This window comes from Oceanispirochaeta sp., assembly GCF_027859075.1.
GTDB lineage: Bacteria > Spirochaetota > Spirochaetia > DSM-2461 > DSM-2461 > Oceanispirochaeta.
In genome coordinates this window covers 1-16,393 of record NZ_JAQIBL010000074.1, presented here as the reverse complement: position 1 = coordinate 16,393, position 16,393 = coordinate 1, and the positions used below count along the sequence as shown (strand labels likewise).

Below are 16,393 nucleotides of genomic sequence, written 5' to 3'. Positions count from 1 at the left end.
CTCTGGCAGCAGGCCTGGCCGAGGGAGAATTGATCCTGGCACTGGCTGTTCTGGCTATCCTGTTTACGGCTCCCCTGTGCCTGATCGGTATCAGAACTCTGGGGCCGGTACTTTTAAGTCCTCCCGTACTGGCGGCTGTAGTTTCTGAGAATCCATGCGGCGAGGAAGATTAATCAACGGGTATATACACTCGTATTCCAAAAATATTCCGTGCGGCTCCACTGCCGTATTTGTCCGAAATATTATAGTCCTCGCTCAGATACTTCGTATCACTTTCCAAGGGGTCCCGGATTAGGAAATCATCCTCACTATAGGCAATGAGTACAACAAAATGGGGGATACCCTGGGGCCTTAATACTTCGGCAATCACAGGGATACCTCTATCCAGATAGGAGCGGATCAATGCAAGGTCTGCTGGTTCTGAGTGAAAGTCATAACGGTTGAATTCCTTTATTTCCGGAAAACCCTGAACCGGACTATTCCAGATCAGCCTCACTCGGCCCAGATATGTTCCGTCTTCATCATCCCAGCCTTCTTCAAAACCCTCATTTTCGAGGAGCCATCTGTTGAGTTCTTCAGGATTTGTTTTTACTCCAAGGTAATTGAGGACCATGGCAGAGGAGGTCAGGGCGCATCCGTGAGTCCTGATCGTGATCGTAGGGCTGTCTCCCAGTCCCTGATCGGCCCAGCTTTCCTCCTGGCCAAACCAGGGGACATCTAGGGGAAGTTCTTCCTGCCCTGATCCATTGAGGACCGGTCCGAGGATGAGCAGGGAGAACATAAAGAAATATCTTTGGGGGAGAAAACGCATCAGTTCTGTTTTATTAGAATATTATTGATCCCCAGCTGTTCCAGTTTCCGGGCAAAAACCATGGTTTCTTCTTCAGGAATATCTGCCAGGATAATCTGGGTGACTCCCTTGTTGTTGAGCCTGGCCTGGGGTGAAAAACCATTGGCTTCGAGCTTCCGTTTCATGGCAGTGGCGTTTTCCAGGTTTCTATAGGCTCCCACCTGGATGGTAAAACGAATTTCAAGGGTCTCCATGTTTTCAACCTGCAGGAGTATGGGGGCCGTCCCGGTGCTGATCATGTCCAGCTCTACAGCCGCTGCATAGGAGAGATCAATGGTACGGCCATCCACAAAGGGACCTCGGTCGTTGATGCGAACCTTAACGGTTTTGCCATTGGATAAATTGGTAACTCTCACCACGGTATTGAAGGGAAGCTGTTTATGAGCTGCCGTCAATTCGTGGGTGTTGAAGGTTTCGCCATTCGCTGTCAGACGGCCGTGAAATTTCCCTCCGTACCAGGAGGCGATGCCCTCCTCTTCATAGGCTGTCAAACAGACAGCCGTTGCGAATAGATATATGAGGGAGAGAATGATCATTTTCTTCATGTAACATCTATCGGCACAGGAGGGGTTTTGCTTCAACAATTCCCATGCATTCTGTTCAGACTCTTACTACAACCCGTTCATATTTGGTTCATAGTCTCCCTTTATATTTCAAATATCAAGTTTAACTATCAAACCAATGGAGGTTTTGTATGAAAAAGAAAATGATTGTGGTGGCCCTGGTTCTGTTCAGTTCTGCAGCGGTATTTGCTTCTGGTAATAAAGATGATGACTACGAGTATTATGGAAGAGGTCCCATGGGCGGCGGATGGAATGACCGGGGATTTGATGGACGGGGTGGAATGTTCTGGTCCGATGAGGATGGAAATCCCATTACTCCTGAAGAAATAAGTGCCCAGGGAACCCTGGTTCTTGAAGAAGGAACCATTCCCTACCTTAAGACGGCTGAAGGAAAGGTTTTTTTAATGATTCCTCCCTTTGCCATGGATGATGTCGATCTGAAGGGTGGTGAAAGCATCAAAGTCACGGGATACGATATACCTTCAGACAGATGGGGAAATGAAACAGAATCCGTATTCCTGCATGTTCTCAGCGCCGAAATCAACGGGAAAACTTTGACCCTGGACATGGACCGTATGGGAAGGACCGGCCGGTCCGGCAGGGGCGGTCGCCCCGGAAACTTTAACCGAGGGTGCTGGTAAGATTGATATTCCCGGGGAACCACCAGGGCTACCGGGGGATAAAATCATGGTTTATTCTCAAAAAACAGGATGTCCTGCCCTAAAGGGGGGGCATCCTGTGTTGCCATGGAGGCCTGGCCTTGTGTATAATTCCTGCCCATGAGTGATAATACCAAAGTAAAGTCTACACACTGGGCGGATATTACCGCCGATAAAATTATCCGGGAAAGAGGAATGAAGGATCACTACACCTGTGCATCCGGGATTACCCCTTCCGGAACCGTTCATATTGGAAACTTCAGGGAAATTATCTCTGTTGAGCTGGTCGTCCGTGCTCTCCGGGATAAGGGTGAGAACGTCCGCTTTATATACTCCTGGGATGATTATGATGTTTTCCGTAAGGTTCCCCAGAACATGCCCGAGCAGGAAAAGCTGAAAAGCTATCTTCGAAAACCCATTACCCTTGTTCCTGATGTCCTGGGAAATGAAGAAAGCTATGCCGCTGCTAATGAGAAATCCCTGGAAGCCCTTCTTCCCACAGTCGGTGTCTTCCCCGAATATATCTATCAGGCCAAACGCTACCGGAACTCTGAGTATGCAGAAGGCATTAAAAATGCTCTGGTTCATCAGGATGTAATTCGCCGTCAGCTCAATGAAAGCCGGACAAGTGATCTTCCGGCCGACTGGATGCCGGTCTCCGTTTTCTGTACCTCCTGTGACAGGGATACGACGAAAGTGACTGGTTGGGATGGTGACTACGGTGTTTCCTTTGAGTGTGAATGCGGCCACAGCGAGACTGTGGATCTCAGAAAAACAGGCGCTGTTAAACTCCCCTGGCGGATTGACTGGCCCATGAGATGGAAACAGGAAGATGTGGATTTTGAACCCGCGGGAAAAGATCACCACTCCGAAGGCGGTTCCTTTGATACCGCCAGGAAAACAGGAAAAGAAGTCTATGATCATGAGCCGCCTGTAACATTTCAATACGATTTTATCCGGATCAAGGGACGGGGAGGGAAAATCTCCTCATCCAGTGGAGAAGTCATTTCACTGCCGGATGTTCTGGAAATCTACCAACCTGAAATCATTCGTTATCTTTTTGCCGGAACGAGACCCAATACCGAATTTGCCATCAGCTTTGATCTGGATGTCCTTAAAATCTATGAAGACTATGACAAGTGTGAACGAACATATTTCAGTAAACCCGAGACTCCCAAGGCTCTGAAAAATTGGGAAAAACAGGCCCGGATCTACGAATTGTCCCAGGTAGGGGAGGTCCCTGTTGAAATGCCCTATCAGATGCAGATCCGTCATCTCTGTAACCTGTTGCAGGTGCACTCTGGAGATATTGATGCGGTGATAAACTCCCTGAAAGACCTGAAGGCTTCTCAGGAAGAGCGATTCCGTCAACGCTGTGCCTGTGCCTGGGGCTGGGTGAAGGAGTTTGCTCCCGAGGATTTTCGTTACTCCTTGAGGACTCCTGATGACGGGACCATCGAGCTGGATGAAAAGAATCTGACAGCTGTAAGAAGGCTGGCTCTCCTGGTAGAGAAGAACCTTGAATCCATGGATGAAAAAGAGTTTGGTACCAATGTCTATGACATGATGAAAGATTTGGATCTGGAGTCGGCCGATTTCTTTACGGCAGTCTATCAGGCTCTTATTTCCAAGGAAAAAGGGCCACGTCTGATCAGCTTTCTTTATATTCTGGGGAAAGAAAAGGTGTTGTCTCTTCTGAAGCTTTATTAATTTTTTTGCTCTCCTACCTTCTGTCCTTTAGAATGGAGGTAGGGGTAGAATATGGATACTCTTAGAAAGTTTCTTTGTCCTGAATTTTATTTGAGCATACCCTTGAGGAGATAATCCTTCCGGCGCCATCGGGGATTCACCTTGACTCTCAGGTCAAGGCGGACCTTATAGGAAAAGATTTTTCTGAATTCCTTTAGGGAGGCAATGCGGATCCATTTGATTCTTTTACCATCTTTTCCAACGACGATTCCCACCTGAGATTCGGTCTCTACAGTCAGAAAGGCACGGACCCATAGTTCGTTTTCTTTCATCTCCGTATCGGCAATTTCCACATACAAAGCATGGGGGATTTCCTGACTGGTCTGGGAAATTGCTTTTTCTCTGATGATTTCGGCGATGCGGAATTCCGGTTTCTGGTCGGTGTAGAATTCTGCCGGATACATCTGCTCTCCCTCGGGGGCCAGTTCAATCAGGCGGTCCCTCAGCGCATCAATACCAAGACCACTGAGAGCGGAGGTTTCCATCAGGGCATCAGGATGGACATTTGTCGTCATAAGCCCCCTGATCTCGGCCTTATAATTGCCCTTCTTATCAACCTTATTGAGAACCAGCAGAACAGGTTTCTCTGTCTGCTGGTTCAGCAGGGAGATGAGATCCTGTTCTTCGCTTCCCGGGGGACGGGTGGAGTCGACCACATACATCACCATATCAGCCTCATTCAGAGAGGAGTAAACCACATCCTTCAGATACTGATTGAATTTTTTATCCGAATGGTGATACCCGGGGGTATCGATGAAGACCAATTGTCCTGTTTCTTCTGTGACAATACCCCGGATTTTATTACGGGTTGTCTGAGGAACATCGGCGGTTATGGATATCTTTTCCCTGCAAAGGGCGTTGAGGAGAGTGGATTTTCCAGCAGAGGGACGGCCGATTATGGCAACAAATGCTGATTTCATGTCTCTTTCCTTCCAGGAGAAATTGCCTTTTCCTGACTTTTTGAATATATTTTGTTGAAGACCGGGAAAAATCCCGTGGATGCACAGCTATTAAGGAGACTATACAATGATCAGACGTCTGGAGGAAGAGGGTAAGGGCCAGAAATCCGAAGGTGAACAGGAAGCCCTTTCCCAGAAAATGCTCAAAACCAGAACCATCCTGCTCTCTGGGGAGATAAATAAGGAACTGGCAGAAAAGGTGATCAGACAGCTCTTGCTGCTGGAAGCGGACAGTGATGATTCCATCAAGGTATTTATTGACTCCCCCGGGGGAGACGCGGATGCCGGATTTGCCATCTATGATATGATTCGTTTTATCAAACCTGATGTCTATACCATCGGGATGGGTCTAGTCGCCAGTGCGGGGTCTCTTATCCTCCTGGCCGCTCCTGTTGATAAAAGAATTGGCCTGCCTAATTCTCATTATCTGATTCATCAGCCCTTAAGCGGTATCAGGGGTGTGGCTACAGAAATTGAAATCCATGCCAATGAACTGGAAAAACTCAGGGTCAAAATCAATAAACTCATTGCAGCCGAGACCGGCATGGATGAGAAGAAGATAGGTGAAGATACCGACCGAGACTGCTGGATGAGTGCCGAAGACGGTCTGGAATATAAACTGGTATCTAAGATCATCTGCAAAAGAGCCGAACTGGACCAACTCGATAAATCCTAAAAATCCTTAAGGTACTATCATTTTAAAAACCGGCCCGGGAGGGTCGGTTTTTTGAATTTCCCGGTCAGTTCAATCCGTAACTCTATTATCTGAGTATCTAAAAAGATAAGGAGTTTTCATGAAAGGGAATATTCTGCTTATTCTGACGGTCTCTCTGATTTTCTCCTGCCTCATGCCGGAAGAACCTGAGATTGCTTCACTATCCATCATGACCTGGAATGTTCAGAATCTCTTTGATGATCAATCTTCAGGACAGGAGTATGAAGAGTACGACCCCCATGAGTCTGACTGGGATGAGGCTAAGATGAGGATCAAGCTGGAGAATCTAAAGGAAATTCTTCTTTCTGTGGATTCTGAACTTCCGGATATTATCCTCATGCAGGAAGTGGAGAGCCGGCAAATCCTGGATCTTCTAAACAAGGAGTATCTTGATGGCTATTACAGTTTTATCGATGCCTGGGATGACCGGGAATCTGCCATCTGCTGCGGTATCCTTTCTCGATATACCCCTCAGGAAGTGCACCTTCATTTTCCGGGTTCCTATGGCAAGCGACCGTTGCGCCCCGTAGTGGAGATTCATTTCATCCTGGGAAAAGAAAGGCTGATTTTATTTAATAATCACTGGAAATCCCGGGCTGGGGGGCAGGCTGGTACAGAAGAGGCCCGAATCAGAGCGGCCTCGGTTCTTTCCGGAAGGATCAGGGAATTGCAAAACCAGGGAGATGTTAACCTTGTTGTGGCAGGTGATCTGAACGGTTCCTGGGAGGACTTCAGACCCGGGGGTGTGCAGACGGCACAAATTCCAGTGGAAGAGATGCAGAACGTCTCCTGGCAGAACAGTCTTTATATCAGCCTGAATCCTGAAGATACCTTTCTGACAACGGATAAAACGGTTCTCTTTTCTCCCTGGAAGGGGATGGAGAGTGAGGGGAGCTATTTCTTTCAAAACCGCTGGATGAAACTCGATCATTTTTTTCTGGACCGGGGTCTGGTGGATCAATCAGGTTTGGAGTATCTGAGCAGCCGCTGCATGGCAGTCCCCTTGATGTGCGATGATCAGGGTCATCCCGCGGGCTGGGAAAGCTGGCGGAGTGACGGCTATTCTGATCACTTTCCATTGATTCTCTTTCTGGGAAACCCGGATACCAGGTAAAATAGTGCACTTTTGTCTTTCTTTCCCTTGGCATATGCCCGGAATTCCGCTGATAATGGTTCAATTGATGAAATCGCGGAGAAACAGATCATGATAAATTATGAAAAATATGCCCAGATCGTCCTTCAAAAGGGATTGAATCTGAAAAAAGGACAGAATCTTCTAATAAACTGCAATGTTGGAAACTATGACATGGCCCGGTCTCTGGCCAGAGAAGCCTATGCAATGGGAGCGGGGTTTGTGGAAATATCGGTGCAGGATAATTACATCACCAAGGCCCGTCTGGAGGCACAGGACGGGGATGCCCTCACATACATTCCCAATTATCAGATTGGAAGGGCCCATCAGATGTTGTCGGAAGACTGGGCGCGTATTCGGATTGACAGTACTGAGGAGCAGGATATTCTTTCTGATGTGGATTCAGGAAAACTGAGTCATCAAACCAAAGCAAGCCGAAAGGCCCTGAAATTTGTGAGCAGCTCTATGATGAACGGGGAGCATCCCTGGTGCGTTATCTGTTCTCCCGGGCCGGAATGGGCTATAAAAGTACTGGGCGACAAAGCCAGGACCGAGGAGCTCTGGGAGGTCCTCAAACCACTCCTCAGGCTGGACCGTGAAGATCCTTCCGAGGCCTGGGAAGAGCATGGCCGGGATCTCTGGACTCGCTGTAAGATCCTGAATGAAAAGAAGCTGGACCACCTTCATTTTGAGGCTGAAGGGACAGACTTGACCATCGGATTGAATTCCATCGGCCGCTGGCACGGTGGTCCCGGTGCGTTGCCCGACGGAAGGATGATCTTTAATAATCTTCCCACGGAAGAGGTGTTTACCACTCCGGATTTCAAGCGCTGTGACGGTACGGTACGGACAACCAAGTCTCTCAAGGTTCTGGAATCTCCCGTAGAGGGAGCCTGGTTCCGCTTTGAAAAGGGAAGGGTCGTCGATTTCGGTGCTGATAAAGGCAAGGATGTACTGGAGCAGTTTCTGAACATGGATGAGGGCGCCCGCTCCCTGGGAGAGGTCGCTCTTGTGGATGAGTCATCCCCCATTGCCGTCAGCGGACTGATCTTCGGTTCCATACTCTATGATGAGAATGCTTCCTGTCATATCGCCCTGGGTGCAGGGTATCCTTTCTGCCTTGAAATGCCACCGGGGACATCGGGAGAAGGGGCTCTCAAGGGTTTCGGCTGCAACAACTCCCTGGTTCATACGGACTTTATGATCGGTTCTCCCAGGTTGAATGTCACAGGATATGACAAGGATGGAAAAGCCTTCCCCCTCATTAAAAAAGGTTCTTTTACCCTGTCTTAAGATTCGTCAGGGTCAGACTCATCCAGGCGGCGGATATTTCTATCCAGTTCGGAGAGTCTGGCTCCGCTGTCTTCCCAGGCCTTGTGAAAGTTCTTCAGATGGGTTCCTGCGATCAGGTACTGTCTGCTGAAGACATCGTAGTCTTTGCGGATCTGGGAGATCAGGTGCATCATCTCCCGGCTGCGGGAGGAGAAACTGAATCCCCTGAAGCCGTAGGCTACAGTCTGCAGATAGACAAAAAGAGAGGAGGGGCCTACGGGGAGAACTCCCAGGCTCAGCAGCTCTTCCTGCAGGGATGCCGATCCGGCAATGAAAACTCTGTAATAGACATTTTCAGAGGGTATGTACATCAAGGCAAAAGGCATGGTCCCTTCCCGGGGTAGAATGTACTTTGACGCGATAGAGGCGGCGTGGCTCAGAAACACTTTTCTCACCGACTTCGGCAGTTCCGGATCGGAGGATTCCCAGAATCCGCTCAACTGTTCCAGAGGGAATTTGGCATCCACCGCCACCTTATAGCTGCCCATGCGGATCACCGCATCGGCCCGCTGACCTCCGGAAAAGCTATGCTGGAAAGAATAGCTCTCCCTGGGGAGCCTGTTTCGGATCAGCTCTTCCAGGAGTGTTTCTCCCAGTCCGCCTCTCAGGCGGGGAGAGTGGAAGATTGTGTTCATCTCTTCCACCTGCCGGGCCAGCCGATCGAGTTGTTCCAGTCTTTTCCCCATCTGGAGCATTCCGTTGTCCCCGGGGGATCTCTTTTTTAAAAGAAGCAGAAAAAAAAGAATCCCTGAGAGGAGGGTGAGCCCCCCGATTATAATCGTCTCCATTTCCACTCCTTCACACTTTCAAGCCGATCAGCCGGTCCAGGGCATCCATGTCTACGGCTTGTTCCACCACATCGGCGATGCGTTCAAACTCCTGTTCCCTGAGGGTCTCTTCGCTTTTGCCCTCTTCTCCGGGATGCCATCCCAGTGACATGAGAAAGGCTCTGCGGAGGGTCTGATTGTCGAAGATCCCATGCATGTAAGAACCCCAGCAGAGGCCGTCCTCAGATACGCTGCCATCGAAACTTCCATCTTCACGCCTGTATAAGGCATTTCCTTCGCTCAGATTCCGGGTCTCTCCCATATGGATTTCATAGCCCGAACAGCTCTGGTTGTGAATATTCCTGAAGAAACCTTTATTTAAAATGAGACGTCCCCGGGTCTGGAGGGTGGTTTTCTCTTTTGAAAAGATCGTCTTTGCATTCAGAAGACCCAGGGCCTCCATGCTCCCGCCTCCGGTCTCAACTGCTTCGGGGTCCTGGATCATTGAACCCATCATCTGGTAGCCTCCGCAGATCCCCACCACAGGAGTCCCCTCCTCGGCCAGCTGGCGGATTCTTGCAAAGAGTCCTGTCTCCTTCAGCCACTGAAGATCCTGAATGGTTGTCTTTGTGCCCGGCAGGAGCAGGGCTGCAGTTGTCTCCGGAAGTTCTGACGGTTGGCTGATAAAATGGATTGAGAGGCCTTTCTCATTCAAAAACGGGTCAAAATCATCATAATTGGACATGTGGGGCAGCTTGATCACGACCAGGGGAAGTCCGTCCCGGTCTCCGAACTGGCGGTTTTTATCAATGAACACCGAATCTTCCTGAGCCAGATATATGTCGGGTATAAAGGGGATGACCCCCAGAGTGGGAACGCCACCGCAGCGGTCTTCCAGCATCTTCAGCCCCGGGGTCAGAAGTGAAACATCCCCTCTGAATTTGTTGATCAGGAAGCCCTTGATTCTGTGCCGGTCTTCATCCACCAGAACGAGGGTGCCGTAGAGAGATGCAAAGACCCCTCCGCGGTCAATGTCGCCCGTGAGGAGAACCGGGGCATCCAGAAAGCGGGCCACAGCCATATTCACAATTTCATGTTCATTCAGGTTTATTTCGGCAGGACTTCCGGCTCCTTCGATGATGACCAGATCATTGTCGTCCATCAGACGGTCCAGGGCAGAGCTTACTTCCACCCAGAGAGCTTTTTTTGTCATAAAGTAATCAGAGGCATCCTGGGATTTCCAGGGCTTTCCCATCAGGACAATCTGAGACCGGGAATCCCCTTCAGGCTTGAGTAGAACCGGATTCATATCGACATGTGGAGCTCTTTTTGCCGCCTGAGCCTGAACCGCCTGGGCCCGGCCGATTTCATACCCTTCGGGTGTGACAAAGGAGTTCAGGGACATGTTCTGTGATTTGAAGGGGCTGACCCGATATCCTCTGCGTGTATAGATTCTGCAGAAAGCCGCCACCAGGATGCTTTTTCCTGCATCCGAGCAGGTGCCCTGAATCATAAGTGTTTTTGCCATGAAATCCTCCCTGTTCATTGAAGCCTAAATCAACGGGGATTGCAACATAAATAGGGAGCCTCCCGGGAGCCTTCGAACAGGCAGGTTTAGCCTTTCAGGATGATAGACCTTTCCCCAGATCCTCGTTATTATAGGACTCTATGAACCAATTTCATTCAACCGGGGAATATCTGGACCATCTGGAGCTTTTAAGCCCACTGCCTGAAGGCTTTAAAACAGCGGTCCATTCCTTTGAGTTTACACCTAAAGAAAGGCAGGACGGACCAGTTGCTTCCATGAAGATGACGGCCCTTGTCCTGGATGACCCTACTCCGTCATTTGCGGCTGTTTTTACGAAAAATGCGTTTCCCGGTGCCCCTGTTCGCATCGGGCGGCAGCTTTTGGAGGAACCCCTTATGCAGGGTGTTCTCATTAATAATAAGATTTCCAATGTCTGTACTCCCTCTGGAGAGGAAGATGCCCGCCGGGTCCTGGATTCCTTCCAGAAGGAAATGTCGGGTTCTCTCCAGGCGCCCTTATTTCCCTCCTCAACCGGGGTGATAGGCTGGTCTCTGCCAGTAGGCGAAATGACTTCGGCCTGTCCTGCTCTGGCGGGAGCCTTACAGGGGAAGTCCTTCCTGAGTGCCGCCCAGTCCATCATGACGACCGATGCCTTCCCCAAGGTCCGTTCTGTTCCTTTGGGTTCCGGCCGTCTAAGCGGAATAGCCAAGGGAGCGGGGATGGTTGAACCCAATATGGCTACGATGCTCTCTTTTCTGATCACCGATGTATCCCTGCCCCGGGAAATGATGAGGCGGGTCCTCCCGGAAGTAGTCGAATTGAGTTTCAATAGAATCTCCATTGACAGCGACCAGAGTACCAGTGATTCGGTGTTCTTTTTTTCTTCCAACCGGAAAGAAGAAGTCGGGATTGAGGAATTGAAACAGGCCCTTCTGGTTCTCTGCAAAGACCTGTCCCAGGATATTGTTCGTAACGGTGAGGGCTGTGGGCATGTTATCAGAGTCAAAGTGGATGAAGCCGCGAGTACTGAGCAGGCGAAAGGTTTTGCCAAGGCTCTGGTCAACTCACCCCTGAGTAAGACCGCGGTCTTTGGGAATGATCCCAATGTGGGACGCTTTGTCCAGGCCGTTGGAGACTATGCAGGGAACCATAATATTTCTCTGAATGAAGAACATGTCAGGATTTCCATGGGAGACGAGGTTATCTATAATAAGGGCCGTTTTGAGCTGGATTCAGTCAAAGAGCTGACCCTGAGTGACTACCTGAAAGACCGCTCTCTGCCGATCCCCTGTCCTGGATATCCCGTGCATAACAGGGTTGTAGAAATCCGGATCAGCCTGGGTCTTGGAAATGAGGGTGCAACTGTTCTGGGTTCTGATCTCTCCTATGAATATGTACGGGAAAATGCAGATTACAGAACCTGATAGATGAAAGAACAAGGAAAGGTAAGGAAACGAGGATGAACGAAAGTAAAAATCTAACTATGATGAAAGATGCCGCTTCCCTTCTGGATCTGGCACGGAATGAAATAGGCAAGAGAATCATTGGTCAGGCAGATATGGTGAACGGCCTTCTTATGGGGATCATCACGGGAGGGCATATCCTGGTGGAAGGTGTCCCCGGGCTGGCCAAAACCCAGATGGTCAAGGCAGTAGCGGATGTTCTCAGTGCGGATTTCAAACGAATCCAGTTTACCCCGGACCTCCTGCCGGCAGACCTGACAGGAACCATGATCTACCGTCCTCAGACGGGAGAGTTTATCCCCCGGAAAGGCCCCGTTTTTTCCAATATTATCCTGGCAGACGAAATCAACCGAGCTCCTGCCAAGGTTCAGGCGGCCCTGCTGGAAGCCATGGCTGAGGCCCAGGTGACCATCGGAGATACGACTTACCCCCTGGCTGAGCCCTTTTTTGTCATGGCCACTCAGAATCCAATCGAACATGAAGGGACATATCAGCTTCCCGAAGCTCAGCTGGACAGATTTATCATGAAACTGAAGGTGGATTATCCCAACCCGCAGGAAGAGCTGGCTATTCTGAATCAGCTGGATAGGCGGGAAGAACAGACCCTGAGAAGAGTCTTTTCTAAATACTCTATTCTGGACCTGAAGGAACTGGTTTCCTCCATCAGAGTAGATGAGAGTATCCGGAAGTACATTGTCTCCATCGTCAATGCCTCACGGGTGAAGGGACGGAATCAGCTCCCCTTCACCCGGTTTATCGAGTTCGGTGCCTCCCCCAGGGCGTCTATCGCCCTTTTTAAGTGTGCCCGCGTTCAGGCACTCTTTGAAAATCGTGAATTTGTCCTCCCTGAAGATGTCAAGGCGGTGGCATACAATGTTCTGCGGCATCGAATTGTGCTGTCTTATGAAGCCGAATCGGAAGAATTGAGCAGTGACGATGTGATCAGGGATATCCTTTCCATTGTAACGGTTCCCTGAAATGGAAGAGATCTCCCGAAAAGTCAGACAGCTTCATTTTACCTCAAGAAAACTGGTGGATACCATATTTGCGGGAAATTACCACTCCGTTTTTAAGGGGCCGGGGCTGGAGTTTGACGAAGTCCGGGAGTATAGCGACGGGGATGATACCCGGTTTATTGACTGGAATGTAACCTCCCGGATGGGAGAACCCTATACCAAAACATTTCGGGAAGAACGGGAAGTGGTTCTGCAGGTTCTGGTGGACACGTCGAGTTCCCTTTTTTTTAGTTCCGGTAAGGTGAATAAACGGGATATGGCAGGACATCTTTTTGCCATTGTTGCCCTGGCCGCGGTTGCCAACAATGATAAGGTGGGAAGCCTGCTTTTTTCTGACAGAATAGAAGAACAGATACAGCCCCGGAAGGGTAAAAAGCATGTCCTCAAACAGATTACCCATATCCTGTCTGTCAAGGAGGGCCGGAAGGGTTCCAATCTGGCTCTGGCTTGTAAGACTGCGTCCAAAACGATGAAACGACGGGGCATCTGTCTGATCCTCTCTGATTTCAGGACCAGTCATTACAGAACCGAATTAACCCTTTTGGCACGAAAGCATGATGTTATCGCCATACGGTTGACAGATCCCCTGGACAGGGATTTTCCGGCAGCAGGACTTGTTCGTCTGGAAGATCCTGAATCAGGACAGACCCTCAATGCCCTGGGAAGTAGGTCCATGCGTCAGCAGTACCGGGATTTCTGGGAGCATGAACGCTACCTCTGGCTCAGAACCTGTCAGTCCGCCGGAGTGGATACTCTCGAAATTTCTACTGAAGATGATCCGGCAGTGAAGCTTCTGTATTTTTTTGAACGGAGAAAAAAAAGGAAATGAAGAGAATCCCTCTCCTGCTGCTGTTCTGCCTGACATCAGGGGTACTGATGGCACAGAATTATCAGATCCACAACCTCAGCTTTTTACCTCCCGACTATTATGTGGGTGATACGGTTGAGATGTCTTTCGTCCTCAAGACGGATCAGCCAGTGGATCTGAGCAGTCCGGAGACTTTTCCGGATCCTGGCTGGGTCCGTTTTCTTTCCATTGACATTGAGCCCCGGGGGGAGGATTCCTATGTGGTCCTCCGCCTCATTCCCTATTATCCGGGAACGAGAGCCCTGCCTCCTCTGGATATTGGAGATCTGAGTCTGGTGGATTTGAAAATCTTTACATCTTCCATACTTGATTCCGGGATTTCAAGAGAGCTGTCAGAGATCCGTTCTCCTCTGCTGATTCCCGGTACCCGGGCTGTGGGGGCCTTGCTGGTCTCTCTGCTTTTTTCCCTGCCTATACTCCTCTTGTTTCTTTATAAGGTTATCCGTACCAGAACAGTGAATATAATTCGAACCTATCAACTGAATCTCCCGTACCGCCGGTTTCAGAGATTGATCCGAAGTATCCGCAGGACCATGGTCAGCATGCCCGAAAAGGAATTCTATCTGTCCTTCACCGGAGGATTGAAAAAGTACCTGTCCACCCGGTTTCATCAGGATCTGACGAGTTCAACCACATCCGAAATAGAATACCTTCTGAATCACTCCCGCATTCACGAAACCCTTGCATTGTCTCTGATTAACTTCTTTCATAGAGTGGATCGGGTCAAATTTGCCGGGGATAAACTCCTTTACAGTGATCGGGAGCAACTGCTGGGTGAGGTAGAGGATGTTTCGGAAGCCCTGGAAGACTGGAGGAAAAAGCATGCTGACCTTTGAGTCTCCCGCATATCTGTTCCTTTTTATACTAATCCCTGTATTTGTATACATCCGTCATTTTGCTCCCTCTTCGGGAAGATCCCTCCGGGTCTCTACCGCGATCTGGAGGAAAGGGATGGTTCAGATCAGGCAGAGAGGTTTGAAATTCCTCCTGTTTTTATCAGCCCTGCTGTTTTGGACAGGGATCGTTTTTATGGGATTGGCTCTGGGAGGACCAGCTCTGAGTATTCATGAAAAGATCTATCTCAACAGGGGGGCCGATATCATCATTGTCCTGGACCAGTCTCCCAGTATGTCTGCCCGGGACTTTCCGCCGGAAACCCGTCTGGATTCGGCGATCAACATGATTAAACTCTTTGTCTCCGCCCGAAAAAATGATGCGGTGGGCCTTGTCGGCTTCGGAGATGAAGCAGTGCTCAAGGTTCCTCCTACAACAGATTATGTCAGCTTCCTCTCCCGCCTGGATGAGTCCAGAATCATGGAGCTGGGGGAAGGGACAGCTATCGGCATGGGCCTGGCCGTCGCCGTGCTTCATCTGTCTGAAAGCCGGGCAGAACAGAGGGTCATCGTTTTGATTACAGACGGAGATAACAATGCTGGAGAGATTCAGCCTGCCGCTGCGGCTTCCATGGCAGCCCGGATGGGTATCAGGCTCTATACCATCGGGATCGGTGGAGAGGGAGATGTTCCTTTTGAATATATTGATCCTGTCAGCGGCTTGCTTATGTCTGGCAATCTGAACAGCCGCTTTGACGAATCCCTTCTGCAGAACCTGGCGGAAACCGGGGGAGGCAGTTTTTTTAAGGCCTCCACTCCTGGAACACTGGAGTCGGTATTCAGATCCATTGATTCACTGGAGACCATCGAAGAACGAGTGCGGATACAGGTCAGGACAGTCCCCCTGTACCGCTGGTTCATCATGATCGGTCTGGCGTTGATTCTTATAGACCTCCTTTTCAGGAAAGTCATTATCCGGGAGGTTCTGTGACCGTACTCTTTCCTAAGGTCTTCTGGCTCTTTCTCCCTCTGCTCCTTCTCCTGTTGCCGGCATTCATCAATTTCAGAATTGGCCGGAATCTCCTTATACGTCTGGGGGGAGAGTGGCGTCAAGAAAGAATCTTTCACGTCTATTTTGTTAAAACCATATTTTACTGGTTGACCATGCTCCTTTTTTTCTCATTTTCACTTCTGGCCAGGGCTGGTCTCTCCTGGAATCAGGAGCCGGTCAAGGATGAATCTCTTGGTCTGGATATTGTTTTTGCCCTGGATATATCCCGCAGTATGCTGGCTCAGGATCTTCATCCTGACAGACTCACCAGAGCCGGGGAGCTGATCAGTTCGGTGACGGGCAACCTCTCTGGAGGAAAAAATGGTATTGTCATTTTTAAGGGTGATGGTTACACAATGGTGCCGTTGACTGAGGATAAAATCATTATGTCTTCTGCGGTCAGCAGTTTAAGCCCTTCTCTGTATACAGTCCCCGGTTCGGACATAGCCAAAGGCCTTAGAAAGGCCATGGAAGCCTTCCCCCAGGGGTCACCGGCAAGGAAGGTCATTCTTCTCATCACTGATGGAGAGTCCCTGGAAGGCAATCCTGTTGCAATGGCTCGTGAGTGTACTCTGAATGACATAGCTCTTTTTGTGGCGGGAGCCGGAACAGTACAGGGGAGCCTGCTCTACGATGCATCGGGAGAGATCATCAGTGATTCCTCCGGCCAGGCCGTGGTGTCCCGCCTGAACCAGAACCTTCTTCAGGAAATGGCCGATACTGCTTCGGGCCGTTACTATGATCTTTCTGATGTGAAGACACCGGGAAATATCATTCAGGATCTCTCTTCCCTGAATGAGAATTCAGGAGCCGAGGGTATCCGTTTTCAGAATCAGCTGAATTTCCGGTTTTTTTTGATCATTGCTCTTTTCTTTTTGATTCTGAATCTTTCAGGCAGCCAGCTGAGG

16 protein-coding genes are annotated in these 16,393 nt (G+C 49.7%); 11 read left to right on the top strand and 5 right to left on the bottom strand.

Going from position 1 to position 16,393, the window contains the following annotated elements; translation table 11 throughout:
* Positions 1–169: 169 nt before the first annotated feature.
* Positions 170–781, bottom strand: coding sequence for a C39 family peptidase (locus tag PF479_RS03930; RefSeq protein WP_298002400.1), 612 nt, complete (start codon positions 779–781; stop codon positions 170–172).
* A gap of 29 nt (positions 782–810) precedes the next feature.
* Positions 811–1,395: a septal ring lytic transglycosylase RlpA family protein gene (locus PF479_RS03925; protein ID WP_298002399.1), complete on the bottom strand. Its 585-nt coding sequence runs from the start codon at positions 1,393–1,395 to the stop codon at positions 811–813.
* A gap of 149 nt (positions 1,396–1,544) precedes the next feature.
* Between PF479_RS03925 and PF479_RS03920 the strand changes: the two genes are divergently transcribed.
* Both PF479_RS03920 and lysS read left to right on the top strand, forming a co-directional pair.
* Entirely contained in the window at positions 1,545–2,054 is a 510-nt protein-coding gene (locus PF479_RS03920) for a hypothetical protein (protein WP_298002397.1), read from the top strand.
* Positions 2,055–2,192: 138 nt separating this feature from the next.
* Positions 2,193–3,782 (top strand): lysine--tRNA ligase, encoded by a 1,590-nt coding sequence (gene lysS, locus PF479_RS03915; RefSeq protein WP_298002395.1) that lies wholly within the window; start codon positions 2,193–2,195, stop codon positions 3,780–3,782.
* A gap of 86 nt (positions 3,783–3,868) precedes the next feature.
* Here the strand turns inward: lysS and era are convergent, their stop codons facing one another.
* Positions 3,869–4,741 (bottom strand): GTPase Era, encoded by an 873-nt coding sequence (era, locus tag PF479_RS03910; RefSeq protein WP_298002393.1) that lies wholly within the window; start codon positions 4,739–4,741, stop codon positions 3,869–3,871.
* 106 nt (positions 4,742–4,847) lie between these two features.
* Between era and PF479_RS03905 the strand changes: the two genes are divergently transcribed.
* The 3 genes from PF479_RS03905 (at position 4,848) to PF479_RS03895 (ending at position 7,920) form a co-directional block, all read left to right on the top strand.
* Positions 4,848–5,456, top strand: coding sequence for an ATP-dependent Clp protease proteolytic subunit (locus PF479_RS03905; protein WP_298002392.1), 609 nt, complete (start codon positions 4,848–4,850; stop codon positions 5,454–5,456).
* Positions 5,457–5,574: 118 nt separating this feature from the next.
* Positions 5,575–6,609 (top strand): endonuclease/exonuclease/phosphatase family protein, encoded by a 1,035-nt coding sequence (locus PF479_RS03900; protein WP_298002390.1) that lies wholly within the window; start codon positions 5,575–5,577, stop codon positions 6,607–6,609.
* Between the two features lie 90 nt (positions 6,610–6,699).
* Positions 6,700–7,920 carry an aminopeptidase gene (locus PF479_RS03895; protein ID WP_298002388.1) on the top strand — a complete coding sequence of 407 codons (1,221 nt, stop codon included), beginning with the start codon at positions 6,700–6,702 and terminating at the stop codon, positions 7,918–7,920.
* Here the strand turns inward: PF479_RS03895 and rmuC are convergent.
* Complete coding sequence (gene rmuC, locus PF479_RS03890; RefSeq protein WP_298002386.1) at positions 7,917–8,747, bottom strand: DNA recombination protein RmuC; 831 nt, start codon at positions 8,745–8,747, stop codon at positions 7,917–7,919. The two genes, PF479_RS03895 and rmuC, sit on opposite strands and share 4 nt — an antisense overlap.
* A gap of 10 nt (positions 8,748–8,757) precedes the next feature.
* Entirely contained in the window at positions 8,758–10,254 is a 1,497-nt protein-coding gene (locus tag PF479_RS03885; protein ID WP_298002384.1) for a cobyric acid synthase, read from the bottom strand.
* Positions 10,255–10,394: 140 nt separating this feature from the next.
* On the opposite strand from PF479_RS03885, the gene PF479_RS03880 reads away from it, so the two are divergent.
* The 6 genes from PF479_RS03880 to PF479_RS03855 all read left to right on the top strand — a co-directional run.
* On the top strand, positions 10,395–11,678 hold the full coding sequence (locus PF479_RS03880) for a bifunctional ornithine acetyltransferase/N-acetylglutamate synthase (protein ID WP_298002382.1): 1,284 nt from the start codon (positions 10,395–10,397) through the stop codon (positions 11,676–11,678).
* A gap of 35 nt (positions 11,679–11,713) precedes the next feature.
* Positions 11,714–12,694, top strand: coding sequence for a MoxR family ATPase (locus tag PF479_RS03875; RefSeq protein WP_298002380.1), 981 nt, complete (start codon positions 11,714–11,716; stop codon positions 12,692–12,694).
* Position 12,695: 1 nt separating this feature from the next.
* Complete coding sequence (locus PF479_RS03870; protein WP_298002379.1) at positions 12,696–13,562, top strand: DUF58 domain-containing protein; 867 nt, start codon at positions 12,696–12,698, stop codon at positions 13,560–13,562.
* The gene (locus tag PF479_RS03865) at positions 13,559–14,437 is read left to right on the top strand and encodes a hypothetical protein (protein WP_298002378.1); all 879 of its coding nucleotides are present in this window, start codon (positions 13,559–13,561) and stop codon (positions 14,435–14,437) included. Before PF479_RS03870 ends, PF479_RS03865 begins: the two co-directional genes overlap by 4 nt.
* Positions 14,424–15,425 carry a VWA domain-containing protein gene (locus tag PF479_RS03860; protein WP_298002376.1) on the top strand — a complete coding sequence of 334 codons (1,002 nt, stop codon included), beginning with the start codon at positions 14,424–14,426 and terminating at the stop codon, positions 15,423–15,425. Before PF479_RS03865 ends, PF479_RS03860 begins: the two co-directional genes overlap by 14 nt.
* On the top strand, positions 15,422–16,393 hold a 972-nt coding region (locus PF479_RS03855; protein ID WP_298002375.1), incomplete at its 3' end, for a VWA domain-containing protein. The genes PF479_RS03860 and PF479_RS03855, both read left to right, overlap by 4 nt.